This is a genomic window from Gimesia aquarii, from assembly GCF_007748195.1.
GTDB lineage: Bacteria > Planctomycetota > Planctomycetia > Planctomycetales > Planctomycetaceae > Gimesia > Gimesia aquarii.
In genome coordinates this window covers 4,411,026-4,437,166 of the sequence record NZ_CP037920.1, presented here as the reverse complement: position 1 = coordinate 4,437,166, position 26,141 = coordinate 4,411,026, and the positions used below count along the sequence as shown (strand labels likewise).

The window sequence follows — 26,141 nt, the reverse complement described above, 5'->3', positions numbered from 1 at the left end:
TTGCTTCGGGCTTTAACCCGGCACGAGACGGAAGCTCAAACTTGGCGACATTGTGTTGACTGATCGTCATGTATGCTCCTGAGCTGTCGGAAGACTTCGAGTGTCTGGCTCATTATTCTTTAATTGGTACTGGTTTCGATTCGCGCTGCTACGATTGGTCTAAACAAGGCCTGAATTAGTACATCTGTGCCAGACTACATTGGGATCTTAATGCCTCTACAGCAGCAACACATGACGAACATAATGCACTAAAAGGGGTTGGAGTACACGAATAGCTACGCAGCTGCCTTCCGTATCTTCTGCGAACATTCGACAGCCGGAGGTGGCAGACTGCCTTCGGGCGATGAATCCTGTGCAGTTTCTTAGGTTTCGTTTTTCGTAGTCTTTGACCGCTGCACAATGCTTGCGACCGAAAAAACATTCAGGTCGTTTGATGTGACACGTTTTTTGTTATAATCAATTCGTTATGGACTACATACAAGAAAGATATAAAGAACAATTGCCCGCAAAAGCTTTACGTCCTTACGTCGATTGCTTTTGGAGTTCACTAGCTCCCGCTCATATCGCACCTGTTACGCGTCGCATTCTGCCCGATGGTTGTATCGACTTTATCTTCGACTTATCGCCGAGTAGCAGTTGTGAAGGAAAAGTCGTTGGGACGATGACCAGGCCACTGCTGTTCCAGATTACAGACTCTGTTTGTTTAGTCGCAGTACGATTTCGACCTGGAGGAGCTGTTCCATTTCTCAATTTTGCTGCAGATGAGGTCACCGATTTGCAATGCGAACTCCCCCGAGAGTGGCGGATGACCAGGCTGGCCGACCGGCTCCGCAATGAGACTACGCTCTCGGGTAGGATTCATCAACTTGAATCCGCCTTGCTCGACCGTTTAGCAGAAACTTTACCTGTAGATAAACGAGTTCAAATTGCTGTTTCGATGATTGAGCAAGGGCATAAACGTATCGGAGCGATTGCCAACGAGGTCGGCACGAGTCGACAGCATCTTAATCGACTATTTCGACAGCATGTGGGAGTGGGAGCGAAATGCTTTGGACGCATCGTTCGTTTGCAGCAATTGCTTGCTCATGTCGAAACTGCTAAGCAAGCAAATTGGTCATTTGCTGCGTTGAACGTTGGCTACTATGACCAGGCCCATATGGTCACCGAATGCCGCAGTTTAACCGGCTTAACACCAACTGAATTAGCTGCTCGCTGAATTCTTTTCTGACATGTTCCATTTTTCCAATACCCGTTTGCTGGGTGATGCGATAATGAGCGAATGCTGAATCTACAGAGATAATCCGGTTGCAAAATAAGGGAATCGGATGAAATTCTGTGGATGCAACATATGCCTGACAGCGGTAATCGGAGCAGCTTTCCTGTGCGTAACTGCCGGATGCCGCGACTACGAAAGCCATGCTACATCGAACAACACAACCCAAGAAACTGAAAGAAGGAGTACAATGAAACTCGGATATATGCTGTTCTACGTTAGGGATGTCGAGAAAACACTGGAATTTTTCGAGACGGCATTTGGACTTGAAAGAAAGTTCTTAAGTGTCGAGGGGGACAAAGGATACTGTGAGTTGAACACTGGCACTACAGTGCTGGGATTTGTGTCTTATTCCCAGGCAAAGTCTGCGGGGATCAACTTTATTGAGCCTCAATCGGAAGGACCGGCGCAGGCCGTTGAAATCGGTTTTGTCACAGATGACGTAGCAACTGCCTACGAAAAAGCGGTCAAGAACGGAGCCACGCCTGTGGCCCCACCGGCAGAAAAGCCGTGGGGACAAACGGTATCTTATGTCCGTGATATCAATGGCTTTTTGGTCGAAATCTGCTCCGAAGTAACCAAGTAGTTCATAATCTTTATCGCGGGCCACGCGGTAAATTTTCGATCAGATGTCGGAGGATCAGCATTCGCACATGCACGACAGACCCTGGTCCTTCACGAAGACCGTGGTCGCGGTTGGGATACACCATATAGTCGAATGGCTTGCCAAGTTCGATTAGCCGATCAACGAGCCCTTCGATGATTTGAATGTGAGTGTTCGTTTCGCCTGATCCGGTGACGATCAACAGCTTGCCCTTCAGGCCTTCGGCGAAGTTGATAGGTGCGGATCGCTTGTAGCCTTCCGGGTTAACTTCGCGAGTCCGCATATAGATTTCCTGGAACCAGGCGTTGTAGAGCCACGGTTGTGGCTTGGGTACGACTGCGATGCCCACGTGGTAGACATCCGGCTTGCGAAACATGGCGTTTAACGTGTTGGAGCCGCCCCCGCTCCAACCCCAGATACCGACTCGATTCAAATCGATGTACGGTTCCATTTCCGCAAGCTTCTTCAGAGCGGCAGCCTGATCTTCAGTGGACAGCGGGCCCAGACTACCAAATACAGAACGTCGCCACGCGGCACCTTTTGGTGCTGCCGTGCCGCGGTTGTCGATAGAGACTACAATGTATCCGGTGTCCGCGACGACGCGGTGAAAATCAATCTGCGCAGCACCCCACTTATCGAGAACCGTCTGCAAATAAGGTTCGCCATAAACGTAGACGAAGAGGGGGTACTTTTTCGATTCGTCAAAATCACTTGGCTTCGTGATCACTGCGTCCATGACCACACCGTCGCCGATATCGATCTGAACAAATTCGGACGGTCGTGGCACCATTTGCTTCATCTTTGTCCGCAGTTGGCTATTCTCATTGATGACGCGAATGACCTTGTGTTCGGGTAATTCGACCACCTCGACACTGGGCGGCGTATTCAAACGGGAATAGGTATGAATGGCCCATTTCGCATCAGGCGAAATTTCATAGTCGTGCGTGCCCGGCTGATCCTTTGGTGAAATTCGTTCCAAATTTCCAGTACCGTCCAGTGGGACTCGGTAGAGATACTTCTGTGTCGCATTGTCGGGTGAGGCGTAGAAGTAATACCAACCGCCAGCCTCATCGACGTGAGCCCGATTGATCAGATCAAATTCACCGTGTGTGAGTTTTGTTTCCTGCTTTCCATCACGCGAACACAGCCACGCGTGTCGCCAGCCGTCCTTCTCGCTGATAAAAATGAACGCTTCGCCATCACGAATCCATCTCGCCCCGGAATTAATCCTATGGCTGCCGATGGCCCAGGCATCGTTGACTTCGCCGTAGATCCGAGTGAGTTCTCCATCGACTGAAGCGATCCAGAATTCACGTTTATCACGGAAACGACTCATCTTTTCAATCAACAATTCGTCGGAATTGCCAATCCAATCGACTTGGCCTAGATAGAAACCCTCCTCGGGAACTTCGATTGGCAGCCAACGGACTTTTTCGCCGGCTGAGTCAGCGATTCCAACGCGAAGTGAATTCAGTTTGCCGCCCACTCTAGCAAATCGATTTTGAGCGACACGTGGATATGTCGGATCACCGGGCACCAGAACAGATCGTTGCCTGACTTCAGTTCGGTCAATCTCAACAAACGAAACGTATTTGCCACTCGGACTCCAGCGAAGATCGCGAAAAGAAATGTCGCGATCGCCGACGTCCTCTGTTAGCAGTGTTCGTTGATTGCGATCGACGTCACTCACGAAGATTTTTCGATTGTGTGTTTCCAGGATGCGTCGGCCGTCCGGGGATCGTAACTTTTCCGGCTTTGCATTGTCGACAATGCTGCGTGCTCCGGAGCGAACATCATAGAGAGCCACAACGCGTTTTTTCGTGTCCGGATCTGTTTCGCGCAGCTTGTATCCGGAACTATCGGGAAGCCACTCGGCCTCGACTTTCGGAGCGCGAAATTCGCCGCGATCATAAATGGCGCGGAGTCGCTCACTGGCTCCCTCCTGCCACCTTGGAGTTTGAGTCTGACCTTCGGCGATTCCAGCGACAACCTGGATTACAACTGCCACGGAAAGAATGGTAAAAGTAAAGAAATAATTCATGTTGATTTTCAGTGATTGCTGGGGTAGGGATTGTTGTTTAGTGTTTGGTGGTTTCTGGATGCTTGCAAGTCAAATCTAAGTTGTCATTACTTCAAGTTGCTGTATTGATTTGCAGCGTGATGTTGCACGGCCAGTCGTGTGTCGGTTTCGACGCCAATGATTGTGCTGTCAAAACTGAGATAGACTTTCCTCCAGACCACTTGTAAGATCCTTCTTTAGTGGGAATTCAACGCGATCTGCAACGATGCGAATTATTTTCATAGTACCTGATTCCGTTTACATCATGCAGCATCCTCAGCGTATGATTGGATGACTTTCGGGATGGTTGTTTTTTCTCATAATTTGGTTTACGTGTTCTCAGCGTACCAGAGGAAAACTTTTCAGTCTAGGACCAAACAGTCACATTAGAACGAAACGGCGCACAGAAGCAACCAAACCAATGACGCACACACCTGGAAACAATCTTGCCTCCATCGATGTGACCATTCTATCAGCTCTTTTTGATTCTGCCCCCGATGTCGCCTTCTTTGTAAAAGATGCCGCCGGTCGCTATGTAACGGTAAACGAATCGTTGGTGAATCGTCATGGGCTAAATAGCAAGGCTGACGCCATTGGAAAGAGGCCCCGTGATCTCTGTCAGGGCAACTTCGGAAATGTTCCTTCTGAACAGGATGAGGAAGTGCTGCGGACCGGTCAACCGTTGCTTGAGCATCTCGAAATGCAGTGGAACAGTCGGCACGAACCGGTTTGGTGCGTGACAACCAAGTTACCGATTCCGAATGGCGAGGGCCAAATTGTCGGCATCATAGGGTTTTCACGTGATGTCCGCGTACCCGTGCAAACTGAAGAAATTCCGGAAGGTTTTGCGCGGGTATTGGATGATTTTGAAAGATCGCTATCCAATGGAGTCACACCCTCTACACTGGCTGAGAAGTCAGACCTGACTCCACAGCAACTCACACGATTTACAAAGCGAATTTTTGGACTGACCCCGACTCAACTCATCACCAGAATTCGAATTGCCGCCGCTTCGCGAATGCTGCGTGACACAAACAAAACCGTTGCTGAGATCGCAGTCGCTTGCGGCTTCTACGATCACAGCGCATTTACTCGAGCCTTCAGAAACGCGACCAGTGTGACTCCTTCCGCGTTCAGGAATCAGGAATAGCAGTAGGCAAATCGGATAAAGATATGGGTAAGGTTCTGCCTGATGACCCAAAATCCCACAGGCAGTGACGACATCGTGTGTATCTTTTATACCGCTGTCTCCCAATGCGAAAAGAGATTCGGTAGGTGTTGCTTTTTAACATGCCATCATAAACACTATTTCCCAGTTTAAGATGATCGATTTCAAACCACACGGCGTCAAAGAACTGATTAACAGATCTAAGAGTACTACTGACCTACTGATTAAAATTCAGTGTAAAAGAGCCGAAGCGCTCTGGTTCTTTGCCAGCGTCTTCCCAGCCGTAGGCGTAGGTACCAACGTGCCAGAGTCGGACGGTGGTGTCTGCCATGATCTGATAGCCACAGGCGCGGGCGCGCTGGCAGAAGGAATAATCTTCCGCCAGATAGTCATAGCCATCGTCACGCTGATAGAGCATCGGATGAAAAAAAGGAATCATTGTCTCGCCGAAGCGTTCGTTACACATGGGAAGTTTCAATTCTTCCTGAATCTTTCGGTAAACCTCCCGGCGGATATGCAGAAAGCCGGTTCCCGCATATAAGATCTCAATCAGCCCCCCACCATTACCGAACACCATCTTCGGTGTGCCTGGCAATACATGACAGGCCAATTCCCGCTTGCCTTTTTTGGGATAGATACCACAGGAAATCGGCAGATTGTGCTTTCTCAGTTTTTCAATGGCATCGGGAAAGAAGCCGATGTCAGAATCAATCCACATCGTCTCTTCAAAGCCATCTTTTAACGCATTGGTTGCCAGTTGATTGCGCCCCTGATCAATGGCTGCGTAACCTCTGATACGACGTACTACATATCCTCGACGTTCCAATTCTTTGAGGGACTGTTCACACTGTGGAACGATACTGCCAGAATAAGGAACCAATACAACACACTTTTTGGGGTCCATCGGATGAGCCGAGGCACGGGGGGCTGCTTTTTGAGTGAGAGTCTTGCTTGATTTGTGTGTATGTAATCCCGCATGATTAACCTGCTGGTCTTTTGGGATTCCCACGAAGGTCAGCAATTCGCGAATCCCTGCTTCATCGTTCAGTTGTTCCACATCCACAATTCTCAGTTGATCAGGAAATTCTTTAGCGAGTGTTTCTGCTCGCTCGTTGTACTCATCCCAGTAACGGGCGATGCCTGCTTCCCGACTTTGGATGTTATACTTGGGAAAAATGCGTGACCAGTTCGGCTCATAATGCCAGCCCGGTGGCAGTTCTTTCGCCCAATGATTGGTGGGAAGTGGATGCACCTGATCAAGCCAGCGACAGAAACTTTTAACAACAGAATCCTTATCTCGTTTCAGACAGATAATCCGAACATCTGGTTCTGTTTCTATAATCTCATCTACATACGGCAGGTAAAACGAAGCAATATCCCCTACAAACTCCGCATTCCGTTTCCGTCGCATACGGGCAAATCTCTTGGCGATGATTCCACTATTCGGTTCATGGTCCCACGGTAACAAAGGAGCCTCTTCATGCGTGACATGCGTGTTTGGCTGGCCGTTTAGAATTTCTGCCAGAGAAAGTGTTCCGCACCGGCCTGTTCCCATACCGAGGATGATCTTGGATGTTTGCGTCATTGGTGTATTATTTTCAATTGAACTCGATTAATAACTTAGAAATACGTTTGCAGCCAGGCTTACCAGCGGTGTGTCAGTGACCATATTGACACACGATTTATAAGACTTCAATATTTTGCTGCTCTGGAACGTTTTTTTCTCGGTCGAGTCTATTTTTTTGAGAAGGTTTCAAAATTGTTTTTTTAAAGGTGGCCTGTTTTTTTAATTCTTTCAAATCAAGAAAGTGATACGTTTCTTCTATTATCAGTCTGCCATTTTTAAATTTGATTCCTACTCCTTTAATTAAAGGTTTCCTCGTTTTACTCTCTTCAATCTGATCGAGCTCAAGATCTTGAGGTTCCGACCAATGTATCTCACTATTCTCAATTTCAACGATCAATAGAAAAGAATTATTTTTTTCTCCACCATTTTCTGTATTCTTAAACTTCAAATTATTCCATGCAGATTCTGGTCCCACTATTGCCAGATGAGATGCTCCTTTCGGATTCCAGCGATCTTTCCCCACATAATAAATATCAGTGCTGATTTTTGAATTTTCCGGACTGTTCCATGGCTTTGAGAGGTCAATTTTTTCATAGAGAGATTTGTATGGTTCACCGTAATATGGCAAAAGAAGTGTTCTCCAGCTGTGCAGTCTATTCCCCTCCTTATCAACGGTATAAGCAGGAGGTAATGTTCCATATTTCTGGCTATAGAGGTCCAATGCCATACTGATCTGGGATAGTTTACCAAGCTGCGTTCCTTCACTACGCCATTTAGTCGGGTAATCCGGTCTTTTTGTAAATTGGTAGTATGCCCCCAAAACTATCAATAACAGTATTAAGAATACTGCTATCCCTTTTGAGTATATTTTCATTATAGCAACTTTCAATTCCTGTTAAGATCGAAGTCTTTATCAGCGGAGCACTCAAATGTTCAATATCCAAAGATCCAGTCCCAGAGGTCAGTGAATGGCTCGACTCCTGGTGGCATGGCTCCAGGCCCTGCGGGTTGCCATCCAGCATCTAAAGCATCTTGCATTCTTTTTTGTCTCTCCTCTTTGAATTTATCTTGCCAAAACTTATTAGCATCGTAAAGAGCTTTCTCGTCTCCCAATGGTAAAAGTACATTGGGGTCTATATCCTCAGGAAAGAATATATTGCCCTCCCCTCCAATGTTGCCTTGTCTGGATCCAATTTCAGCTCCACCATCCACATAACCAATAATTCCCAATGCAGCGGTTCTAATCACAATCGCTACATGCCCCGTTGCATCCACGGGAGCATTCTTAGGCACTGACCAGTCGATTTCTAGTAAGGCAATACTGTAATAATGAAAGGGTCTCCCATTCACTAAGTTGAGTGAAGTCTGAACCCTAGCTAGTTCGTCTCTAACGCCTTGGAGATCATTACTGGTATTACCACGTCGTCGCTCCCTCAGTATTTCCTGTTCCTTTTGTTTCAAGCTTTGTTCGAGTCCTTCTAATCTTTCTTTCTCTGACAGTTTATATTTTTCTATTTCCTGGTCGAACAAAGTTTTGAAACGTCCACAGGTTCCAGAGATACTTTCATGTTCTCCGTTACCTGGGTTTACTTCGTAACCTACCCATTCGGGGTCATCTGGAGTCTGCTGGGAAGCCGTAGAACGGATTACGTCTATTAGTCTCCTGATTCCCTCTCTCTGTCGATCTGATAAGCCTTCAGTATCTAACAATTGTTGTTCATCAGGAGTATAATTAGTTGAATCACCTTCTTCTGGGGAGGACGAGCTAGTAGATGAACTCCCACTGGATGACGTAGAACCTTCTCCAGAAGCAGAGCCGCTACCCGAGCTAGAAGAACTACCGGGAGTTGAGCCACTGCTGGATGTCGAGCCACTTCCCGATGCCCCTCCTTCTAATTGAGAAATTAGAGTTTGAGCATCTTCAACACGAGACCCTAAAGGGGCACCGAAATCTAAATACAATCCAGCATCATAATAATATGCTTCAGGAACAAAGTTAAATGCATCCTGATAATTATTACCATCCAGATAATAATCAGGCGAACTTGTTTCGTTGGTGACTTGATCGAGATATTCTTGGGCCGTTTTTATTTTTTCATCACGTGCCAGAGCTTCTTTTTGTTTTTCATTGATAGTGACAATATTTGCTTGTCCAATTATGAAGTTGGCTTTTAATCCTTCTAATGTGTTAGCCCAGGCAGCACTGGCTGAGATGACTTTACTAGCATAGGAATTATCTGCACCAAGCAAACCGTTTATCAGGCTGGCGGCGGCGGTAGTAGTTCCGTTCTCAAGATTGCGATCCGCATTTGTTGTACTTTGGGTATAAGTTAGAATGATGCCAGCAACTGATGATGCAGCATTGGTCACAGCACTAATCATGGAATTGTTTACCGAAGTTGAAATCCCCAATACGGAACTAGACATGCCAAGTGTTGCGTTTGTAATTTCATTTTCCCATGCTTCTCTATCTGATGCGTCAGCAGTTGATAAACTTGAGTTATTAAGCTGAGATTGATACCAGGCAGAACTCTCTGCGTTTAAGAAAGACTGGCGTAAACTAATTTCGGCCTGAAGTCGAGCTGATGCTGCATTGTTTGTATCGATAGAACGTGTCCCATTTGTCAACGACTGAGCAGCCAATAAATTCTTGGTTGCAGTAGCTAAATCAATGATGTATGCAGTGTTGGCGTTGGTTATCGCCTTATCTCGTGACTCTTCCAAAGTGACTAATGATTTTTTAAAATCCGTTGCTGCTCTGTCTGCTGCAAGCTTATAGTCTTTTTCTGCATTAGTAATTCCTATGTTGTACTCTTTGTTAGCATGAGTGGTATCTGTCAGATAAGTTAACCAGGCATCCCATTTTGCGATTGCGTAAGTATAAGATGCATTCGCATATTTAGTCTGTAAATCTAGATCAATAGTTGCAATCGTGACAGCTAGATCATGTTGTTTTCCTGGTACCAAATCTGGTCCACCGGGGATCTCATAAATTCCATCTCCATCGGCATCTGTCCCACTATATCCGTGAGGATATGGCTCATTCTGATACCAGTCTTGGTAAGCGAAAATTGCCTGCTCCATCTGGCTTTTGGCATCAATAGCTGCTTGAACGACTGTCGTTTGATAAGTTCCCCAAGCAGAACCAACGGTACTGATGTATGCTTTGGCTGCAGCAATAGTAGTTGTCACCCACGTGTCATGAGCTTGACTTGATGCAGAATTGTAATTGTTAACTGCTGTCCCTAAGTCACTAAAGTAAGTGCCAAATACTGAAATTATCCCTTGAGAATATGATGCATTTGCTGAATTAACAGCATCCGAATAAGTAGTATTCGCATTCAAAATTGAATTAACATAGGAATCATTATTATTACTGGATTCATTTTCATAATCAGAATTTATTGAATCGATGGTAGATGCCTGGTTGCTCAGTGCAGGATGATTCCCGTTAATATAATCGATCCAAGCCGCCGCCGCTCCATCTTTATATGTATCACCAGTTGATGCTAATACATATGATCCATCTTGATTTACTGTGATCGCCTCACTTAAATAATCAGGTGGAAGTGGGTTGGTATTATTGCCAGAATTCGACCCACTTGAAGATCCCGACCCACTCCCTGAGTAGGATGTGCTACTGCTTCCCGATGAGGCCCCACTTGATGAAGCTGAGCCATTGCTTGAACCCGAAGTACTCCCCGAAGAGGAAGTGGATCCACTCGTCGGGGATGAACTGCTCCCTGAGGATGAAGCGGAACTAGAAGTACTGCCTGACGTAGAATTGCTGGTAGAACTTGATGCACTGCCAGAAGTGGTTGTGCTAGATGATCCTGATCCGCTACCTGATGATGACCCCGATGTTGATCCACTCGATGAGGTAGAACCACTACCTATGTTTTTTTCAGCAGCAATTGTTGGATGATCTATTGCAATCTGATCTAATGCAGCATCAAGCGTATTAGAAGCATCTTCAAGATCTGAAATTGCCCCCTGTAGTGCTGTATCGATAAAACCGTCCAGGTTGGTAGCTATTGAATCTATACTTGTTGAGTATGCTGACTCTGCTGATGCTATAGCGGAATCATATGTGCTTTGTAAATTGTCAGTAACATTTTTGTAATCGTTAATGCTACCATTAGTTGAATTATGATAATCATCCCATGCTGCTGTTTCCTCTTGTTCTAGCATATCCGTTGCGGCTGCTACTCCTGCATTATAAGCATCTACTAAATCAGCATAAGGATCTTCTCCCGACGCCGAACCACTCGTCGAATTTGATCCGCTGGAGGAGCCAGATCCACTTCCTGAGCTGGAAGTATCACCGCCTGAAGAACCACTCCCCCCTGACGAAGATCCGCTTGATGAAGCTGAACCACCGCCAGAGCCAGACGAACTTCCTGATATTGATCCACTCGTTGAACTTGAGGCACTGCCAGATGTAGATGCAGAACCAGAGGTGCTACTGGATGTTGAACTACTAGATGACGATGATCCACTACCGGAAGTAGAGGACGAACCGGACGTACTACCCGATGTGGAACCACTGGTTGAACTGGAAGAACTGCCTGAGCTTGAGCTACTTCCAGACGTGGATGCAGAACCAGAAGTGCTACTGGATGTTGAACTACTAGATGACGATGATCCACTACCGGAAGCAGAGGACGAACCGGACGTACTACCCGATGTGGAACCACTGGTTGAACTGGAAGAGCTGCCTGAGCTTGAGCTGCTTCCAGATGTGGATGCAGAACCAGAAGTGCTACTGGATGTTGAACTACTAGATGACGATGATCCACTACCAGAAGCAGAGGACGAACCGGACGTACTACCCGATGTGGAACCACTGGTTGAACTGGAAGAGCTGCCTGAGCTTGAGCTGCTTCCAGATGTGGATGCAGAACCAGAAGTGCTACTGGATGTCGAATTACTTGATGACGATGATCCACTACTGGAAGCAGAGGACGAACCGCTTCCTGAACCTGAGCTGTTATTGTTCGGCTCATTCTCGACATCATCAATAGTTACCTGAGTCCAGATCGTGGAGCTGTTTCCGTTTGTGTCTGTGGCTTGAACGGAAAAGAGATCAAAACCGCTAGTTTCATAGTCGAGCGCTGCCAGCAATGTGATCGCTCCCGTTATCGCATCAATGGCAAAGGTTTCTCCACCATACGTAACTTCATAGGTAATCGCATCGCCCTGGGCGTCTGTTGCCTGGAGGGTTCCAATGACTGAGCCCACAGCAGTGTCTTCCGCAACGGTGATGTAATTTGTCGTTTGTCCAAATTGCGGTGCTTGCTGAGTCTGTTCCAGAACCACGTCTACCTGTGCGTTGGCTGTATTTCCATCTGTGTCAGTGGCTTGCACAGTGAAGGTGAGGTACATCGCTGTGGCATAATCCAGAGGAGCAATTAATGTCACTTCACCTGTGACGGAATCAATCGAGAACGTTTCACTGCCTGATGTCAGAGAGAACGTAATTGCCTGATCTTGAAGATCAACGGCTTTCACAGTTCCAACTACAGTGCCAATCGCGGCATTTTCAGAAACTTTCCAGTAATAGTAGCCTTCCCCCTGATAGTTCGTGCTGAACTGGGGCGTTTCTTCTACAACATAGCCAGAACCACTGGACGAGGAGCTTCCACTACCTGATGAACCACTTCCAGAAGAAGAACTGCCGCCTCCTGATGAAGAATTACTGCCTGACATTGTAGAACTACCCGATGCAGAACTGCTTCCCGAAGAGGATGAGCCGCCTGACGAAGAGTTGCTGCCAGAGGTAGAGGCGGAGCCACTCGTTGAGCTACTTCCGGACGAGGAACCACTTGTCGAACTAGAGCTACCACCTGAGCTAGACGTGCTGCCTGATGTTGAACCACTGGTGGAGCTGGATCCACTCGTGGAACTGGAACCGCTGGCTGAATTCGAACTACTTGATGAGGAAGAGCCACTACCTGACGCTGAGCTACTCCCAGATGTGGAAGAACTACCTGATGCGGAACCACTGCTTGAGCCTGATGCAGAGCCACTGCCCGACGATTCAGATATATCTCCAACAGAAACAACACCTGTTGTGGAGGCGCTATTCCCATGAGAGTCTGTTGCCTGAACTCCAAATGATTCAGACTGACTGGTTTCATAATCCAGGGCGGCAATCAGCGTGATGGCCCCTGTTGTATCGTTTATCGAAAACTTATCGGTGCTGGATGTCAGCGCGAACGTAAAGGTATCCCCGTCCGGATCAACGGCAGCGACTGTTCCCACAACCGTTCCAATCGCGGTATTTTCATCCGCATTCCAGGCATAGCCTGTTCCAGCATCATCGAATTGGGGGGCATCGTTGGTACCACTGAGTAGCTGACGTTGTTCGAGCTTTTCAATTGAAGCGACATATTGAAATGTGTGCTTCTTTCTGCGTCGGCTTGAGCGACGAGAACGAACGGGGGAACCATATCTAAATGAGTGACGTAACGAATATAACCAGTCTTTTAGTACCATGGCACGTAGTCCTTCAGTGCTGCTATTCAGGCTAAAAGTAGAAAAGCTTTGCGCGTACCTTACTCCTTAGAAGTGCCTCTTTTTAATTGAAGAGACGCACCTTCAGGAATTCAGCCTTTCTACTGAATCTTTCAATTCATTGTTTGTCAAAGTGACAGAAAGGTGATAATGCAACTAAAATTGAAGTGGCTCGTCCTTGAGTAGAAGAAGTGAAGCATTTCAATAAACACAATACATTATCGTGTGCCTGCGTGTTTTTGTGTGAAGAAAAAGGATAAAAGGCAAAACCCTCAAACTCAAGATGAGTTTCGTAAATAATCTGCATATTTATCACAAATATAATAACAGTAAAAATCAAAAATCCATTATATATAGAGAGGTATTTGGAAGTAATTTGTTCGCTGATATTTCACTTTTTTCAAAAAGGAGAGAGTATGGTTAAAAGCATTACTGATAAAAATGAACGACTATTATGAAGGTGTCTAAGTTGTAAACCAAACGGTTTTTGAAGAGACTTTTGAATTCGACAAGCACTATTTCCAAATTAATTATTGCCCTCGAAAAGTCCATTAATTACACAGCAACGTCGACACAATCCCGTTACACTATGGTTACACCAGAAGAGCTGCACACAAAAAAAGACTCAGGGCAAAAAGCCCTAAGTCTTTTTCGAATCGTTCATTGGGGATGACAGGACTTGAACCTGCACGCCTCGCGGCACTAGATCCTAAATCTAGTCACATGGCATTTTTCACCACATATATCGGCTGGGGTACTTTTCTTATGTTCACTGTCTTGCAGTTTGCCTTTTGATTTCTTCTATGAAAATTCAACTGTGATCTTGCGTTCGAATTTTAATAATTTTCCCCGTTGAGCAGCTTCGATCTGTCGAGCGGAAATTTCACGATATTCTTCAGAGGCTTCAAAACCGATTGCCTGGTGACCTTCCAAAGCGGAGGCCACTAATGTCGTTCCGGATCCGCAAAACGGATCCAGGGTGATTCCGCCGGTCGGCGCACATTGAACCAGTCGCTGCATCAGCTCCCTTGGTTCCCCACGGTATGTATTCGCATTGGTAGTTAAAATATCCTTTATGCGGAGAACGAGCTCCCCTGCCCTTGTCACAACTAATCAAACCTTTGAAACAGAATCCTCCGCCAGATTTGAGATTGATGTCATCAAAGTACTCCTCAACCTCAGACGGTTCAATCTTGGTAAATTTGCGATCCTTAAACTGTTCCAGGAATGGTTTCAACTACTTGGCATAAGTTTTGAGTGTGCCATTACTCTTTTTGGCTCGGACGTGATTAAATACACGCAGACAGCTGAGCGGTAGTGCTGCTTTGATTTCGATATAGCGTCTTACTTGATTTGAGCAAAAACGTTATACGAACTTTTTGAACTCTTTATTGTTTTTAGGTTTGAAATTACAACGAGCGCAGGAAAGAAAATAAATCCTGCCACTTGCTGTACGTGATTGTGAGTAGCTGCTTAGTTTCCCCGTACATTTTTTGTTCGGACAAGCATCTCCACGACGCGGTTTTTTATGATTTACCGGACCCTTTTTGTCAGACTTGTTAATCTGTTCGGCCATTGGTCCATCTCCTTCGTTTAAGGGATTGGGAGTTTGCGCGATCATTTTTTCGGTCCCTCTTCGATTTCAGATAACCGCTGCAATGCCTGCTCAATCATTGTTTGCATCTCTTTCACTTTTGACTGACACTTTTTGCAGAGATGCCGCCGCATCTCCTTTGGTAGTGTCAACATCTGGTCGCGGGCCTCGATCACACATTCCGCAGCAAACAACTCGTATTCTTCCCGACTGATCAGTTTTTCATCTGCGATTAAATCTTTACGCTCCAGATCCTTTCGCTTCAATTTCTCCTGGAGCAGCTTCTCTTTTTTGAGTTCTTCGTTGAGCTTCTGGGATTCTCTGTCTGCTTTCTCATCGCGATAAGATGCCACCCACGCATCACACTCAGAAACGTCGAAAACTCGCTTTCGTTGAGTTCCACTAACCGGAAGTCCCTTTTTGATCCAGTTCTGGATCGTCTTGTCGCTAACGTCCCATCGTTCGGCAGCAGCAGTGAATCCAATGACACATTTGACCGGCTCCGTTTTTTTCACTGGAGCCTGTTTTTTAGCTGTTTTTTTCGTTTTTGAGGTGGTGCGTTTTGAAGTGGCTCTTTTGGACGATCGCTTTGCTGATTTTTTGCCCATCAATTTAATCGGAAGAAGAAGAAGTCACTTAAAATTTCATTTTGAAACCAAAAAAGTGCGATTAGGGAACCGCGCGCGGCCCCGGGCCCCCTCAGGAGGACCCGAGATTTTTTTTAACCTGGCTCGTACTCAGCTGGCTTGATCGTCAGCTGCTCTTTGCCTTTAGAATATTTCAGGCCGAGTTGTTTCAAATGATCTGCCGTCAAACGTTTTTCTTCGAATGCTTTTTTGATCTTCGAAACACTGAGCTTCGGTTTGAGTTCGACAACTTCGGATAGCAAGCGCGCCTCTTTGTTCTTGCCAAAGATACAGATCGCATTCAACCAGGCAACGATCTGTTCAACCAATGTTGACTGCATCAGCTTATCTAAGAGACCGAGACTGTCCGCTTCTTTCAGACCAGATCGATACTCCACCTTGGCGGGCTGATCTTTGAAGCTCACCGAACCGTGTGGAAACGATTTGGTTTTCTTCTTACCCTCCATCAAGCTCGATCGATTTGCTTTGCAATACTCGTTCACTCGCTCGTGAAGCAGCTCTCTACGACTTGTGATAGTGACAGGATCTTGATCATCAATCAAAACATATTTGCGTTGCTCAGACTCCTGTTTGAGTTTCTCGATATACCGGGTGCAAGTCGCGTTGACTGACTGATCAAAGGCGTTCAGAAATGAGAGCTCGTTTAAAGCCTTGTTGAGATCTTCCTCCGTCTGAATGACGGGATCCGCTCCCAGCAATTCCGCAGCGGGTCGATCATTGGCGTTGAGGCTTTTCACGTTTGAATCCTTTCAACAATTTGAAACCAAGATAGATCAACGCCATCAAAGCAATAAAGACGAGAAAAACAGTTCCACTGTTTGATTCTGTTTCATCCTCAATCACCTGATCCGAATCGCTTGAATCTTTCGGAACCTCATACAATGGATCCGGTTTCGGTTCGATGATTTCGACGACTTCCGGATCGGGTTCTTGAACCGTAATCGTTTCAACTTTCTTTATCATGTCGAGTGCATCGTTTGCCAGAATTCCAGCAACGGCCGGCACCGGAGTTTTCTCCAATACCTCATCGACACGGTCCGCAGCTCCCTGGATCGGTTTCCGGATCTTTTCCGACGGCTGGGCTCGTTTTGAAGGGGGATTGTAAAAGGGGCGATACTGTTGTTTTTGATCGTCTGACTGACAACCAGGCAGTGTCAATAAAAGGATCAGGAAAGCGAAGATCCAAAGTAAAAGCATCGAAATGGAATCGAAAACTTTGGATTCCGGTCGGTTTGGATCCGGGGAAATGGCCATCATTTGTGGTCGCTCCCGTAAGGTCCCTTTTGCCAGTAGGGAGCGTACTCATTAAAAAGGGAATCCGAAAAGAGCCAACCGTCATACGGAGCTGGCTCACCTTGATCGAGCATATCCGGAACCATTTTGTCTGGTACCGCGATCACTTGGGTTTCCGGTTTACGTTTGAAACGATCCACCAAATTACAACCACTAACGATCGTTAGTAATGCGACCACGAGAACGCATACGGTGAAACTGTGATTGAACCGCTTGTTCGTCTCGCTTGGTCGCATTGCGTTGAATCCTTTCCACTTCTTCCAGCCGCTCGTTTTCGTCGCTGTGCTTTCTCTTAGTCCAGAAAAACAACAGCTCCAAAAGGGTTGCGATGATTCTTAATAGACCGCCCATTGATCAGTCGTCTAAAGACTGACGAGGATCGTGATATCTCTCCTCAGTTGGTTCGATTTCTCCAAACACCATTTGAATCGGAGCACTCTTTTCTAATTTGTGACCAATCCCCACGAGGCCGAAGGCGGCCAGTAATAGCTTGATCGCTTCGGCTGTCTCAATTTCACCAAGTAGCATTCCGCTTAGGGAAAAGACAATGGTAAGAAATGCAGTGAGATACGTTTTCTTACCGTCAAGCGCTTTGAAAGGGAGTTTGTCGAGCATCGATCTGGCTTCCTTGCCATGCTGAGAAATGATATAAAAGCGGTATTGCTTCCCTGCGCTACCGCTCTGAAATTAACCGTCGCTTCTCCGCTCCATGGTTCGGCTCCGGCTTTTCGATTGCGTTTTAAATTAAGGATTGTACAACTCGCAAAAGTCAAGGGCAGATTATGAAGAGAAACAGGAAGATTGTCCAAGTAGAACTCAATACTGATGAGTGGTTGCCGTTAAGTCGTTATGCAGCCAAAGAGAAACGATCCATTCGCGGAATTGCGAAAGAGCAATTGATGCCGTTGATCCAGGAAGCCAAACGGAAGTTTCCGCGACAACCAATCAATGCATCCCCGTCGATCGACGATATTCATTAATTTCACCAATACGATCACATTAGGTCCAGAATGGCTCTGTATAGCATTGAGTATTAATACGAGATCAAAATATGCTCGTGTGGTTGGGACTATCCATTAATGAATAGTGACCAGGTAACAGTTATTACCCGGTCACTTCTGTTTCTAATGTCTGCAGATGACTTGCTGTAATTGCTCAAACCCAAAGAAGATACGCCTTGAAATGTAATTCAGGCCAAGTAACATATACAGCATCTATGCATGAAATGAAGCCTGTGGAGCTTCATATACGAGCAAGTCTATGCAGGTGAATAAGAAAGTTATGTTTCTTGAAGAAAGACAGGTGAATGACCCTACCTAAAAAAAACTCAAGAACTATCACGGTGAATGGCGTCTCTTACCGTTGGATGGTAACAGGCAATGACTTGGTGATTGACGTGATAATTGAACAAGATGATGTGAAAGGCCAAAAACTACGTTCGTCCTTTGACTACCACGATGGCACGCCAGATGGCCAGAAAAGAAAAGTAACACCCCAAACAATCAAAGGATTAATAGTGAGCGCTTTGGATGCAGGTTGGGTGCCAGGATCTCAGGGAAAGCCCGACTTTGGAATAAATGGTGAGTTGGTCGTTCCAATCTCACAATGATGAAACATATCAAGGTGCTCAACCTGACTAGGAAACTTACGTTATCTGGTCATTTTTGTTTGTAGGAACGAGTAATCATGACTTTTTGGTTATTCGAATCAGCAGATGACTAGGTGTAACTAGTTATTATAAAAAATGTTACATCTTGAAATGTTGTTGCTGCCTCATATCATTAAGCTATGTCGGAGAACAAAAAGAGATGTCGCTAACTAAATAGAGAAGCTTATTTTGCCGGAGTAGTCACCCCAAATGTTCCCTTTCAAAAAATTTCCGTTATTGAAGAATCTCTGGGCGAAAGAAGCATCAGCTAATACGGTCGAGCGACCTGCTTGCAATTGCTTAGACACACAATATAACGATTCCGTATGGCCAGAACTCTACATTCACACTGAAGAGCAGGACACTGAATGCGATGGTTGGTATCGCCTCAATGAGCTAATTGACGTCGCCGCGCGAGACGGGCGAACCGAGTTCTCACCCGGTCCTGAAATGAAACCTCATGAGTGGGCTCAAATTTGCATCCTCCCTGCCAGTATCGCGAAACTCAAAGTTGTAAAACATTTCATTCTATATGGAAGTAGTCTAGTGCGAATTCCACCTGAGATTGGTGAGATGGAGTCACTCGAAGAGTTCTCACCATACACGTCTTATCGCCTACACTGGTTCCCGTATGAGATTCGACGATGTAAAAATCTTAAAAAAAGTACGATCAGTACACGTGCTCTATACGGAAACTACAAATACCGACCACCGTTTCCAAGTTTACCCCAGATTCACAGTAGCTACTTACCACCTGGTTGTAGCGTATGTTCTAGCCCGTTGGACAAAAACTCGGTTCGGCAAGTCTGGATATCCCTGAGGATCGGTTCTGATGTTGTTCCATTACTGGTTCACGCTTGCTCTGAGAACTGTATTGCTGATTTACCAACGCCACCTAAAGACTACATTCAAACTTCACATATCGGAGGGTTAGATCTGCATCAACCTGACACTGAATGGTAAGACAAATAGTGTCATAACAAAAAACTCAAAGGAATTGCTGATCGACTTGGATTAGTTGTCGATATCCATTCGTAGCGTCCCTGCGAATCTTGACGTAATCCGAAATTGACACACTCTAAAATAATGACTGGGTAACGCACGTTACCCAGACAGTTCGACACGGTGGTGCTCACCATCTCTCAACAAAAAGTAACCGGGTAATAGTTGTTACCCGGTCACCTTCGTTGTTTTAGATAATCTTAAGTAACGGCTAAGTTTCTAGTAATCGCATAATATCCCGAACAATAATATTCAAATAAGAATTGCATAATAATAGACGATTGTGCTCAAGTGTGTTGATTAATACAATCAAAGCATTTTGAATTTAGCTTGTTAAAAGCGAATACAGTGAAGAGATAAAGTGCAAGATTGATTTATTTTATAAATGGAAAATATTCACATGCTAAGACGTATTAAACATACAAAATTAATCTCAGTGCTCTATCTAATCGTTGTTGTATGTCTGTTTCTCAATTTGTCAACCATCTCAGCCGAAGAATGGATTGGCAAGAAATTTATGCCTAAGATTGAGGCGAAATTTATAAAAGGCGTTAAAGACGATACTAAGATACCTGCAGAGGAGATTCTTTTTCCACTTATAGTTTCCAAGATCGATGGTGATCTATTGCTAGTGGGAGCGGGGTGGATCAAGAAATCGCATGTAATTCCCCTCGATGATGCCATCTCATATTATACCGATTACCTCAAGACCCAAAACCTACTTAGTTCTTGGGCTTATATGAATCGGGGAATCGTCTGGTCCGAACAAAAAGAAAGCAGCAAAGCTATTAGCAATGCTATTAATGACTTCGCCTGGGCAACTCGGCTCAATCCATATAGTTCACTAGCCTATCATTATGAAGGCTTGCTATGGCTTTCAAGAAGAGAATATGACACAGCCATCATGCACTTCAATGATGCCATTCGACTCTATCCCAAAAACCCAATGACATACTATTATCGAGGCAACGCCAATTATTCCAAAGGAGCCCGCTACACTCCTGCTTATGATCGCGCACTTAAAGACTACAACAAATCGATTGAACTTGATCCTAAGTATTCACCAGCCTACCATCAACGTGGTATGACCTGGTTCACGAAAGGTGATTACGACAAGGCCCTTAAAGACTATACTATGTCTATTCAACTCGATTCGAAAGATGCCTATGCCCATTACAATCGTGGTATCGCCTGGTCAAAGATTGGTAAATACAATAAAGCCATTAAAGACTTTAGCAAGTCAATTCAACTCGATCCAAAATTTATGCTCGCATACAACGCTCGAGGCAACACATGGTCAAAATTAGGTAAATACGACAAATCGATTAAAGATCAAACAGTTGCTATGCGTCTTGATCCCTTTGATGTAGTAATAATTGTTCATCGTGGCAACTCCTGGGACTTAAAAGGAGCGTATAAAGAAGCTTTACTAGACTATAATAAATCAGTTCGACTCCATCCTCAACGACCTGATGGTTACAATGGTTTAGCTTGGTTGTGGGCAACCTGTCCTGATATTAAATATCGTGATGGTAAAAAGGCTGTCGAAGCCGGAAAAAAAGCGTGTGAATTCTCGGATTGGAAAGAGCCAAATTTTATTGACACTTTAGCTGCAGCTTATGCCGAGTCTGGTGACTTCGAACAGGCAGTAAAGTATCAAAAAATGCTACTAAAAATGCTAAATGAAAGTGCCGACAAGCGGGATTTTGAAGAGAGGTTAGAGCTATATCTTGCAGGAAAACCATATCATAGAAAGAAACCAGAAAAGCTCTCGAAATAAAAGTTCGTTTTGATGAATTGGCGTACATAGTTACCGGGTAATGTGTATTACCCGGACACTAATTTAAATCATATTGAGAAGGGTGTAAGAATGAGTTTAGATCGCCATTCAGAATTCTGCTTTTCCCGATTCGAATCATTCAACCTAATTCCTTCGATCATAGCATCATCCTCAATTTTCTCTTGAAAATTCATCCCTGTTTAAACAAAATTTCATTAATTCTACCCTTAATGGGTCATACCGAAATAATTCAGTCTAATTCAAGTTATGTGGCTAAGATAACCTGATGGTAGATTCCCCATTCGCAATGCTTGTTGCACAAATCGAGCGTGAGTTCGGTGTGTCGATTCCAATCTCGCCGTCAACAGATGTCGCCATCGTTCCAGATACTCTTCGACCACTGTACTCATTTTCGGATGGATTGACACTGCCATTTGCCAACATCCACAAGATGGCCGATTGCAATCGAACAACGTATCCTGATTGGATTTGCTTCGGTTCCGACAACTACTTCTCATATTTCCTCTGTCATGTCTCGCAGGCTCCAGCTTTAACGACATGGGATCACGAGGTACACACTGAAATCGAAGGTGTATTTGATACCGCCATTGATTGGCTCACCGACGAATATGAATCATTTATCGATACCGATACTGACGACAACGCTGTTCGCGTAACTGAAATCCCTGATGGTGTATCGAAAACCGCTGCCATCACCGAAATCAAACCGATCTGCGACAAATCATCGTCCGATTTGCTCGGCCTATTCCGCTCTGGCGCATTCGTCATTCCGAATGTCGTCCGTTCAGACGCGTTCAATGTGGTTCGCGCGTTGCATGATCTAGGTATCTCGTGTCATGTCGAATGTAACACCTGATTTCAACCGAACAATGTCAAAAGTATCCAGTAAATAGTCATTTACCTGACACTTGCTGTTTTCTGATGTCTGAGTAACAGCCGTTACCAGGACATTGCTCTTTTAAAGATTAGTGATCTAAAACAATCATTCATAGACTTTGCCGCAATAGAGAAATACTGCAAATTGCTTCCAATTATTCTGAGCTAGGCATGGATCTTGCGTGACGCCAAATTCTGAATCTTCTGCCCAAGACACAGCTCCTTCAAGGAATTGAAAAATTGTATTGTTTGCCCAATCTTCTGTAAAACCTACTTCATCTATAGATTTGCCTTCGTGAGGTTCACGATCAGCAATAAGAGCATGTACGAATTTAAGAAAGGTTTTTTCGTCTGTTACATTTTCTAGAATTTCTTGAACTTCCTTCATAGCTAACCTTGGCAAGAAAAACTGTGATTTAAAGTGAAGTGAAAATTATTAAGCAAAAAACAGATCTAATGACCGGGTAACAATAATTACCGAGACAATTTTAATGTTACCTGGGCCATAGAAAAGCACAATGACCGGGTAACGTGATTTACCTGGACATTATTTGAACGGGTGTCATTTCATAGATTCTGCCGAAGAATCAACAACCCATTTTTCTTTATTCGTAAAATGAAAGTTTAACCTTTCAATTTTATGTTTTTTCAATTCTTTAAGATCAACATCGACAGTTTTTCTTTTGCCTTTGATTTCAATGAATATGTCTTCAGGGGTTTTTCGCAGTGGCCAATAAGTAATTTTGCAACTGCTCGGAAGCTCAGAAATATTGTAACAACAATTAAATCTTCTTGAATCTGGCACCATGTATCCAACGGAGTAATTAAAGCCGAAACCTTCGACTGACTCGACATAGATTGGCTGCGTAGAATGATTTCTAAAATTGAGTGCACCATGAAAATCTGGACTACCTGGACTACAGCCGATCGCGAATACGAGGATAAATGATAAAAAACAGTTATGCATCGTGCACCTAACGTCAATCCTTTCTTTCTGTTTCCATTATTTTTTTTGGATTTTTAAAACTCGTTTATTATATTGTCTGGGAAATACGTGTTACCCGGTCATAATTTTAAATGCTGTTTATTCTTTGGTGTGTTTCTTGATTAGTTCTTCAAGAATCTTAATATTGGATTTCCTATTCGGCTTTAGCTGATTTGATTTTTCCAGCTTTAGTAAAATATCAAGTCCGGCCTGGAAATGAACCACTCCTGCTTCCCGTGTTTCTTCCGATTTCGTAAGAAGATTTCCTAGCTTGTAGTTTGAAATCATCAAATCAATCTGCGTTTGAGCATTGGTCTTGTCGGCGGACGCTAACTCCTTGGCAATTGTGAGGCTTTGCCCATACTGTCTTCGTGCTTCCGAAAGGTTCCCCTCTTGCAGGAAAATATTCCCCAGCTTGTTGTACGAAACAGAGAGGTCGCGTTGGGCCTGTGCATTGGTCTTGTCGGCGGACGTTAACTCCTTGGCAATTGTGAGGCTTTGCCCATACTGTCTTCGTGCTTCCGAAAGGTTCCCCTCTTGCAGGAAAATATCCCCCAGCTTGTCGTATGAAACAGAGAGGTCGCGTTGGGCCTGTGCATTGGTCTTGTCGGCGGACGCTAACTCCTTGCGTATTGTGAGGCTTTGCTCATACTGTCTTCGTGCTTCCGGAAGGTTCCCCTCTTGCAGGAAAATATCACCCAGCTTGTTGTACGAAACAGAGAGGTCGCGTTGGGCCTGTGCATCGGTCTTGTCGGCGGACGCTAACTCCTTGCTGATTGTGAGGCTTTGCTCATACTGTCTTCGTGCTTCCGGAATGTTCCCCTCTTGCAGGAAAATATCCCCCAGCTTGTTGTACGACACAGAGAGGTCGCGTTGGGCACCTGCATCGGTCTTGTCGGCGGACGCTAAGTTCTTGACTATTATGAGGCTTTGCTCATACTGTCTTCGTGCTTCCGGAGTGTTGCCCTCTTTCAGGAAAATATCCCCCAGCTTGTCGTACGAAACAGCGAGGTCGCGTTGGGCCTGTGCATCGGTCTTGTCGGCGGACGCTAATTTCTCGCTGATCGCGAGGCTTTGCTCATACTGTCTTCGTGCTTCAGAAAGATTTCCCTCTTTCAGAAAAATGTTTCCCAGATTGTTGTAAGCAACAGAGAGGTCTCGCTGTGCATCTGCATTGGTTTTGTCAGCAACCGCTAATCTCTCGAAGATCGTGAGAGCTTTCTCATTCTGCTTTCGTGTTTTTGGTAGATTCCCTTCTTCCAGAAAAATAGTCCCCAGCTTGTCGTACGCAACAGCGAGTTCTCGCTGTGCATTTGCATTGGTTTTGTCTTCGTTCGCTAACTTCTCGCGGATCGCGAGGCTTTGCTCATACTGCGTTCGTACTTCGGGAAGATTTCCCTCTTTTAGAAAAATGTCCCCCAGAATGTTGTGCGCAGTAGAGAGGTCTCGCTGTGCCGTTTGATTTTTCGGCTCATATTTTACGAATAAAATAGAGTAGTGGTATGATTTTTCTGCATGCGTGCGAGCCGCTTGTGGACCACGGCTTGAGAGAAATTTTGTTGTGAGTTCTAAATTAGCCAAGTAACCAAGATGCCACACGTCATTCCAACCGGGATGAATTTTCAATATTGCCTCACAAAGACGAATCGATTCTGATAAATTCCCCTTCAGGTAATGTCCATCGGCGGCACGCAATAATGGCATTAATTCCGTCTGTTGTTCTTTGCTTTTCGCCTCCGCTCGTGCCAGTACTTTTGCTTCCTGCTCTGAATCGAAGTATTCGAGAGCGGCATCTAATCCACCCTGTGCTTTATTGGCAACAATTCGGTCGAACTCACGTGTGATTTCTGAAACGCGCCCCGCAAGATAATCTGCTTGAATCATCTTAATCGTCGAATGGAGTTGTTCGAGCCGTGCTTTGTGTTCCGCTTCGATCCGCTTTTTTGCGTCTCGCTTCTCTTTCCAGTCTTCAATCGTTTCGACTTTTTCTAACGCCTGTGTATACGTCCGACCGGCGGCAACCATTAATCCTGTACGGTAATCCTCGATATCCCATTCTTTCTTGATCGCATCGGTAATCGTCCCTGCAATTTTATTATTTGAGTCGCTCCAGTGCTTCCTCGCATCGTCCATTGACTTAATGAAATACATTCCTCCTGCTATCAACATCAGCACAACTGCTCCCAATGTGGTTGCTACCCATTTCTGCCAAGATTTGAATGCGATTGTTAATCGTGCCAGTTCATCCTTCAAACTGTTAAGCTTTAAAGCCAGACCGTCATCCGAATTCACCGCATGCATAATTTGCCCTTCCGCTTCCAACCGCTTACGATAGGCAATTTGTAAATCTCGCCGTTCTTTCTGATACGTGATTGCCTGTTCGTTTGAAAGGTTTTCTTCCGGGGCAGGCAAATCAAGTTGTGATACTTTTGCGCTCGTACTGCATCCCTGTTGCGCGTGAATGACCCAGACCTCTTTCTTCTGTTGCTTTGCATAAAAATATTCAAACTGCGTGAATGAGCAACGACCAAACTCAGGATCTGGATTCGGCGGCTCATAGCCGTAGGCATCACCCACAATTTGAACCAAACCACCGCAACTGTCGATTTTTGTTTTGTGCATCTCGCGCAGATCACCCGATGCCGTCGTGAAAAGCTCTTGCACAACCGGTTCGTACCCCAAGCCCGACAGAATAAGCGCGACCTGCTTACGGATTTCAAGAAACTCCGAAGAGACAGCAGAAATGAAAATACGTGGCTTCATTGTTCGCCTGGATTCTAGCAATAGAACGGGAGTCATAAAATTACAGAAAGAGTTTAGTACACTAGTATACAAACAGTAGAAGTAGGAGGCAAGTATCCATTGTTGAGTTATAAGTTATGAAACAAAAATGAGGTTCTTCAGGAGAGAACGATTGTTTTAGTCTAACAATTTACAACTAGGCAAATGGGTCGGCCAAAGCGGCAAGACGATCGGCGACAAACAAATTCAATTCTGCTTTACTCACTCCGCACCGGATTTCTTAACCTCATTTATAATGATGACCGGGTAACATCATTTACCCGGCCATAAATCAACGATCCGACTAACACTCAATGACCGGAAAAT

At 45.1% G+C, this 26,141-nt stretch carries 25 protein-coding genes and 2 pseudogenes; 9 read left to right on the top strand and 18 right to left on the bottom strand.

What is annotated here, in order from left to right:
* The first annotated feature begins 466 nt into the window (after positions 1–466).
* Together V144x_RS17095 and V144x_RS17090 are read left to right on the top strand one after the other, a co-directional pair.
* Positions 467–1,216, top strand: a complete 750-nt coding sequence (locus tag V144x_RS17095) for a DUF6597 domain-containing transcriptional factor (RefSeq protein WP_144986403.1) — start codon at positions 467–469, stop codon at positions 1,214–1,216.
* A 247-nt stretch (positions 1,217–1,463) separates the two neighbouring features.
* The gene (locus V144x_RS17090; RefSeq protein WP_144986401.1) at positions 1,464–1,859 is read left to right on the top strand and encodes a VOC family protein; all 396 of its coding nucleotides are present in this window, start codon (positions 1,464–1,466) and stop codon (positions 1,857–1,859) included.
* Positions 1,860–1,869: 10 nt separating this feature from the next.
* Here V144x_RS17090 and V144x_RS17085 read toward each other — a convergent pair whose 3' ends face one another.
* Positions 1,870–3,918, bottom strand: coding sequence for a S9 family peptidase (locus V144x_RS17085; protein ID WP_144986399.1), 2,049 nt, complete (start codon positions 3,916–3,918; stop codon positions 1,870–1,872).
* Positions 3,919–4,357: 439 nt separating this feature from the next.
* Between V144x_RS17085 and V144x_RS17080 the strand changes: the two genes are divergently transcribed.
* Complete coding sequence (locus V144x_RS17080; RefSeq protein ID WP_144986397.1) at positions 4,358–5,086, top strand: AraC family transcriptional regulator; 729 nt, start codon at positions 4,358–4,360, stop codon at positions 5,084–5,086.
* Positions 5,087–5,321: 235 nt separating this feature from the next.
* On the opposite strand, the gene V144x_RS28430 is transcribed toward V144x_RS17080, so the two are convergent.
* The 4 genes from V144x_RS28430 to V144x_RS28770 all read right to left on the bottom strand — a co-directional run bounded on the left by V144x_RS28430 (position 5,322) and on the right by V144x_RS28770 (position 11,086).
* The gene (locus tag V144x_RS28430; protein WP_197998480.1) at positions 5,322–6,689 is read right to left on the bottom strand and encodes a sulfotransferase; all 1,368 of its coding nucleotides are present in this window, start codon (positions 6,687–6,689) and stop codon (positions 5,322–5,324) included.
* Between the two features lie 97 nt (positions 6,690–6,786).
* Positions 6,787–7,545, bottom strand: a complete 759-nt coding sequence (locus V144x_RS17070; protein WP_144986395.1) for a DUF1559 family PulG-like putative transporter — start codon at positions 7,543–7,545, stop codon at positions 6,787–6,789.
* A 59-nt stretch (positions 7,546–7,604) separates the two neighbouring features.
* Positions 7,605–10,862 (bottom strand): hypothetical protein, encoded by a 3,258-nt coding sequence (locus V144x_RS28775; protein WP_232102558.1) that lies wholly within the window; start codon positions 10,860–10,862, stop codon positions 7,605–7,607.
* 38 nt (positions 10,863–10,900) lie between these two features.
* Positions 10,901–11,086 carry a hypothetical protein gene (locus V144x_RS28770; protein ID WP_232102557.1) on the bottom strand — a complete coding sequence of 62 codons (186 nt, stop codon included), beginning with the start codon at positions 11,084–11,086 and terminating at the stop codon, positions 10,901–10,903.
* A gap of 44 nt (positions 11,087–11,130) precedes the next feature.
* Between V144x_RS28770 and V144x_RS28765 the strand changes: the two genes are divergently transcribed.
* Positions 11,131–11,703 carry a hypothetical protein gene (locus V144x_RS28765; RefSeq protein WP_232102556.1) on the top strand — a complete coding sequence of 191 codons (573 nt, stop codon included), beginning with the start codon at positions 11,131–11,133 and terminating at the stop codon, positions 11,701–11,703.
* Positions 11,704–11,750: 47 nt separating this feature from the next.
* Here the strand turns inward: V144x_RS28765 and V144x_RS29035 are convergent.
* The 11 genes and pseudogenes from V144x_RS29035 to V144x_RS17025 all read right to left on the bottom strand — a co-directional run.
* Positions 11,751–12,212, bottom strand: a pseudogene (locus tag V144x_RS29035) (cadherin repeat domain-containing protein); the annotation flags it as partial.
* A 65-nt stretch (positions 12,213–12,277) separates the two neighbouring features.
* On the bottom strand, positions 12,278–12,763 hold the full coding sequence (locus tag V144x_RS28760; protein ID WP_232102555.1) for a hypothetical protein: 486 nt from the start codon (positions 12,761–12,763) through the stop codon (positions 12,278–12,280).
* 22 nt (positions 12,764–12,785) lie between these two features.
* Positions 12,786–12,935 (bottom strand): annotated as a pseudogene (locus tag V144x_RS29030) (cadherin repeat domain-containing protein); the annotation flags it as partial.
* The gene (locus V144x_RS28755) at positions 12,881–13,063 is read right to left on the bottom strand and encodes a hypothetical protein (protein ID WP_232102554.1); all 183 of its coding nucleotides are present in this window, start codon (positions 13,061–13,063) and stop codon (positions 12,881–12,883) included. The gene V144x_RS28755 and the pseudogene V144x_RS29030, both read right to left, overlap by 55 nt.
* Positions 13,064–13,988: 925 nt before the next feature.
* Positions 13,989–14,207 carry a DNA methyltransferase gene (locus tag V144x_RS17060; RefSeq protein WP_144986391.1) on the bottom strand — a complete coding sequence of 73 codons (219 nt, stop codon included), beginning with the start codon at positions 14,205–14,207 and terminating at the stop codon, positions 13,989–13,991.
* 346 nt (positions 14,208–14,553) lie between these two features.
* Complete coding sequence (locus tag V144x_RS17050; RefSeq protein ID WP_144986390.1) at positions 14,554–14,763, bottom strand: hypothetical protein; 210 nt, start codon at positions 14,761–14,763, stop codon at positions 14,554–14,556.
* Between the two features lie 41 nt (positions 14,764–14,804).
* Positions 14,805–15,389, bottom strand: coding sequence for a terminase small subunit (locus V144x_RS17045; protein WP_144986388.1), 585 nt, complete (start codon positions 15,387–15,389; stop codon positions 14,805–14,807).
* Positions 15,390–15,502: 113 nt separating this feature from the next.
* Complete coding sequence (locus V144x_RS17040) at positions 15,503–16,165, bottom strand: host-nuclease inhibitor Gam family protein (protein WP_144986386.1); 663 nt, start codon at positions 16,163–16,165, stop codon at positions 15,503–15,505.
* Positions 16,143–16,685: a hypothetical protein gene (locus V144x_RS17035; protein ID WP_144986384.1), complete on the bottom strand. Its 543-nt coding sequence runs from the start codon at positions 16,683–16,685 to the stop codon at positions 16,143–16,145. Before V144x_RS17035 ends, V144x_RS17040 begins: the two co-directional genes overlap by 23 nt.
* The gene (locus V144x_RS17030; protein WP_144986382.1) at positions 16,682–16,957 is read right to left on the bottom strand and encodes a hypothetical protein; all 276 of its coding nucleotides are present in this window, start codon (positions 16,955–16,957) and stop codon (positions 16,682–16,684) included. The genes V144x_RS17035 and V144x_RS17030 overlap by 4 nt, the downstream gene beginning before the upstream one ends.
* 118 nt (positions 16,958–17,075) lie before the next feature.
* Positions 17,076–17,336 carry a hypothetical protein gene (locus tag V144x_RS17025; RefSeq protein WP_144986380.1) on the bottom strand — a complete coding sequence of 87 codons (261 nt, stop codon included), beginning with the start codon at positions 17,334–17,336 and terminating at the stop codon, positions 17,076–17,078.
* A gap of 167 nt (positions 17,337–17,503) precedes the next feature.
* Between V144x_RS17025 and V144x_RS17020 the strand changes: the two genes are divergently transcribed.
* The 5 genes from V144x_RS17020 to V144x_RS17000 all read left to right on the top strand — a co-directional run bounded on the left by V144x_RS17020 (position 17,504) and on the right by V144x_RS17000 (position 22,028).
* Positions 17,504–17,701 (top strand): hypothetical protein, encoded by a 198-nt coding sequence (locus tag V144x_RS17020; RefSeq protein ID WP_144986378.1) that lies wholly within the window; start codon positions 17,504–17,506, stop codon positions 17,699–17,701.
* A 326-nt stretch (positions 17,702–18,027) separates the two neighbouring features.
* The gene (locus V144x_RS17015; RefSeq protein ID WP_144986376.1) at positions 18,028–18,330 is read left to right on the top strand and encodes a hypothetical protein; all 303 of its coding nucleotides are present in this window, start codon (positions 18,028–18,030) and stop codon (positions 18,328–18,330) included.
* Positions 18,331–18,579: 249 nt separating this feature from the next.
* On the top strand, positions 18,580–19,332 hold the full coding sequence (locus V144x_RS17010; protein ID WP_197998479.1) for a hypothetical protein: 753 nt from the start codon (positions 18,580–18,582) through the stop codon (positions 19,330–19,332).
* Positions 19,333–19,771: 439 nt separating this feature from the next.
* On the top strand, positions 19,772–21,151 hold the full coding sequence (locus tag V144x_RS17005) for a tetratricopeptide repeat protein (protein WP_197998478.1): 1,380 nt from the start codon (positions 19,772–19,774) through the stop codon (positions 21,149–21,151).
* Positions 21,152–21,437: 286 nt separating this feature from the next.
* Positions 21,438–22,028, top strand: a complete 591-nt coding sequence (locus V144x_RS17000; RefSeq protein ID WP_144986372.1) for a hypothetical protein — start codon at positions 21,438–21,440, stop codon at positions 22,026–22,028.
* Between the two features lie 126 nt (positions 22,029–22,154).
* On the opposite strand, the gene V144x_RS16995 is transcribed toward V144x_RS17000, so the two are convergent.
* Positions 22,155–22,436 (bottom strand): DUF7660 family protein, encoded by a 282-nt coding sequence (locus V144x_RS16995; RefSeq protein ID WP_144986370.1) that lies wholly within the window; start codon positions 22,434–22,436, stop codon positions 22,155–22,157.
* A 696-nt stretch (positions 22,437–23,132) separates the two neighbouring features.
* Positions 23,133–25,796: a tetratricopeptide repeat protein gene (locus V144x_RS16990; protein WP_197998477.1), complete on the bottom strand. Its 2,664-nt coding sequence runs from the start codon at positions 25,794–25,796 to the stop codon at positions 23,133–23,135.
* Between the last annotated feature and the right edge of the window lie 345 nt (positions 25,797–26,141).

What these genes read in the sequence shown, in the direction of transcription:
- V144x_RS28760 (WP_232102555.1), bottom strand. Translation starts at nt 12,763, where the DNA reads ATGGGAATAGCGCCTCCACAACAGGTGTTGTTTCTGTTGGAGATATAT.
- V144x_RS17010 (WP_197998479.1), top strand. Translation starts at nt 18,580, where the DNA reads ATGTTCCCTTTCAAAAAATTTCCGTTATTGAAGAATCTCTGGGCGAAA.
- V144x_RS28775 (WP_232102558.1), bottom strand. Translation starts at nt 10,862, where the DNA reads ATGCTAGAACAAGAGGAAACAGCAGCATGGGATGATTATCATAATTCA.
- V144x_RS28430 (WP_197998480.1), bottom strand. Translation starts at nt 6,689, where the DNA reads ATGACGCAAACATCCAAGATCATCCTCGGTATGGGAACAGGCCGGTGC.
- V144x_RS16990 (WP_197998477.1), bottom strand. Translation starts at nt 25,796, where the DNA reads ATGAAGCCACGTATTTTCATTTCTGCTGTCTCTTCGGAGTTTCTTGAA.
- V144x_RS17095 (WP_144986403.1), top strand. Translation starts at nt 467, where the DNA reads ATGGACTACATACAAGAAAGATATAAAGAACAATTGCCCGCAAAAGCT.
- V144x_RS17090 (WP_144986401.1), top strand. Translation starts at nt 1,464, where the DNA reads ATGAAACTCGGATATATGCTGTTCTACGTTAGGGATGTCGAGAAAACA.
- V144x_RS28755 (WP_232102554.1), bottom strand. Translation starts at nt 13,063, where the DNA reads ATGTCGCTTCAATTGAAAAGCTCGAACAACGTCAGCTACTCAGTGGTA.
- V144x_RS17030 (WP_144986382.1), bottom strand. Translation starts at nt 16,957, where the DNA reads ATGCGACCAAGCGAGACGAACAAGCGGTTCAATCACAGTTTCACCGTA.
- V144x_RS17045 (WP_144986388.1), bottom strand. Translation starts at nt 15,389, where the DNA reads ATGGGCAAAAAATCAGCAAAGCGATCGTCCAAAAGAGCCACTTCAAAA.
- V144x_RS17000 (WP_144986372.1), top strand. Translation starts at nt 21,438, where the DNA reads ATGGTAGATTCCCCATTCGCAATGCTTGTTGCACAAATCGAGCGTGAG.
- V144x_RS17020 (WP_144986378.1), top strand. Translation starts at nt 17,504, where the DNA reads ATGAAGAGAAACAGGAAGATTGTCCAAGTAGAACTCAATACTGATGAG.
- V144x_RS17035 (WP_144986384.1), bottom strand. Translation starts at nt 16,685, where the DNA reads ATGATGGCCATTTCCCCGGATCCAAACCGACCGGAATCCAAAGTTTTC.
- V144x_RS17060 (WP_144986391.1), bottom strand. Translation starts at nt 14,207, where the DNA reads ATGCAGCGACTGGTTCAATGTGCGCCGACCGGCGGAATCACCCTGGAT.
- V144x_RS17080 (WP_144986397.1), top strand. Translation starts at nt 4,358, where the DNA reads ATGACGCACACACCTGGAAACAATCTTGCCTCCATCGATGTGACCATT.
- V144x_RS17005 (WP_197998478.1), top strand. Translation starts at nt 19,772, where the DNA reads ATGCTAAGACGTATTAAACATACAAAATTAATCTCAGTGCTCTATCTA.
- V144x_RS17085 (WP_144986399.1), bottom strand. Translation starts at nt 3,918, where the DNA reads ATGAATTATTTCTTTACTTTTACCATTCTTTCCGTGGCAGTTGTAATC.
- V144x_RS17015 (WP_144986376.1), top strand. Translation starts at nt 18,028, where the DNA reads ATGACCCTACCTAAAAAAAACTCAAGAACTATCACGGTGAATGGCGTC.
- V144x_RS16995 (WP_144986370.1), bottom strand. Translation starts at nt 22,436, where the DNA reads ATGAAGGAAGTTCAAGAAATTCTAGAAAATGTAACAGACGAAAAAACC.
- V144x_RS17050 (WP_144986390.1), bottom strand. Translation starts at nt 14,763, where the DNA reads ATGGCCGAACAGATTAACAAGTCTGACAAAAAGGGTCCGGTAAATCAT.
- V144x_RS17070 (WP_144986395.1), bottom strand. Translation starts at nt 7,545, where the DNA reads ATGAAAATATACTCAAAAGGGATAGCAGTATTCTTAATACTGTTATTG.
- V144x_RS17025 (WP_144986380.1), bottom strand. Translation starts at nt 17,336, where the DNA reads ATGCTCGACAAACTCCCTTTCAAAGCGCTTGACGGTAAGAAAACGTAT.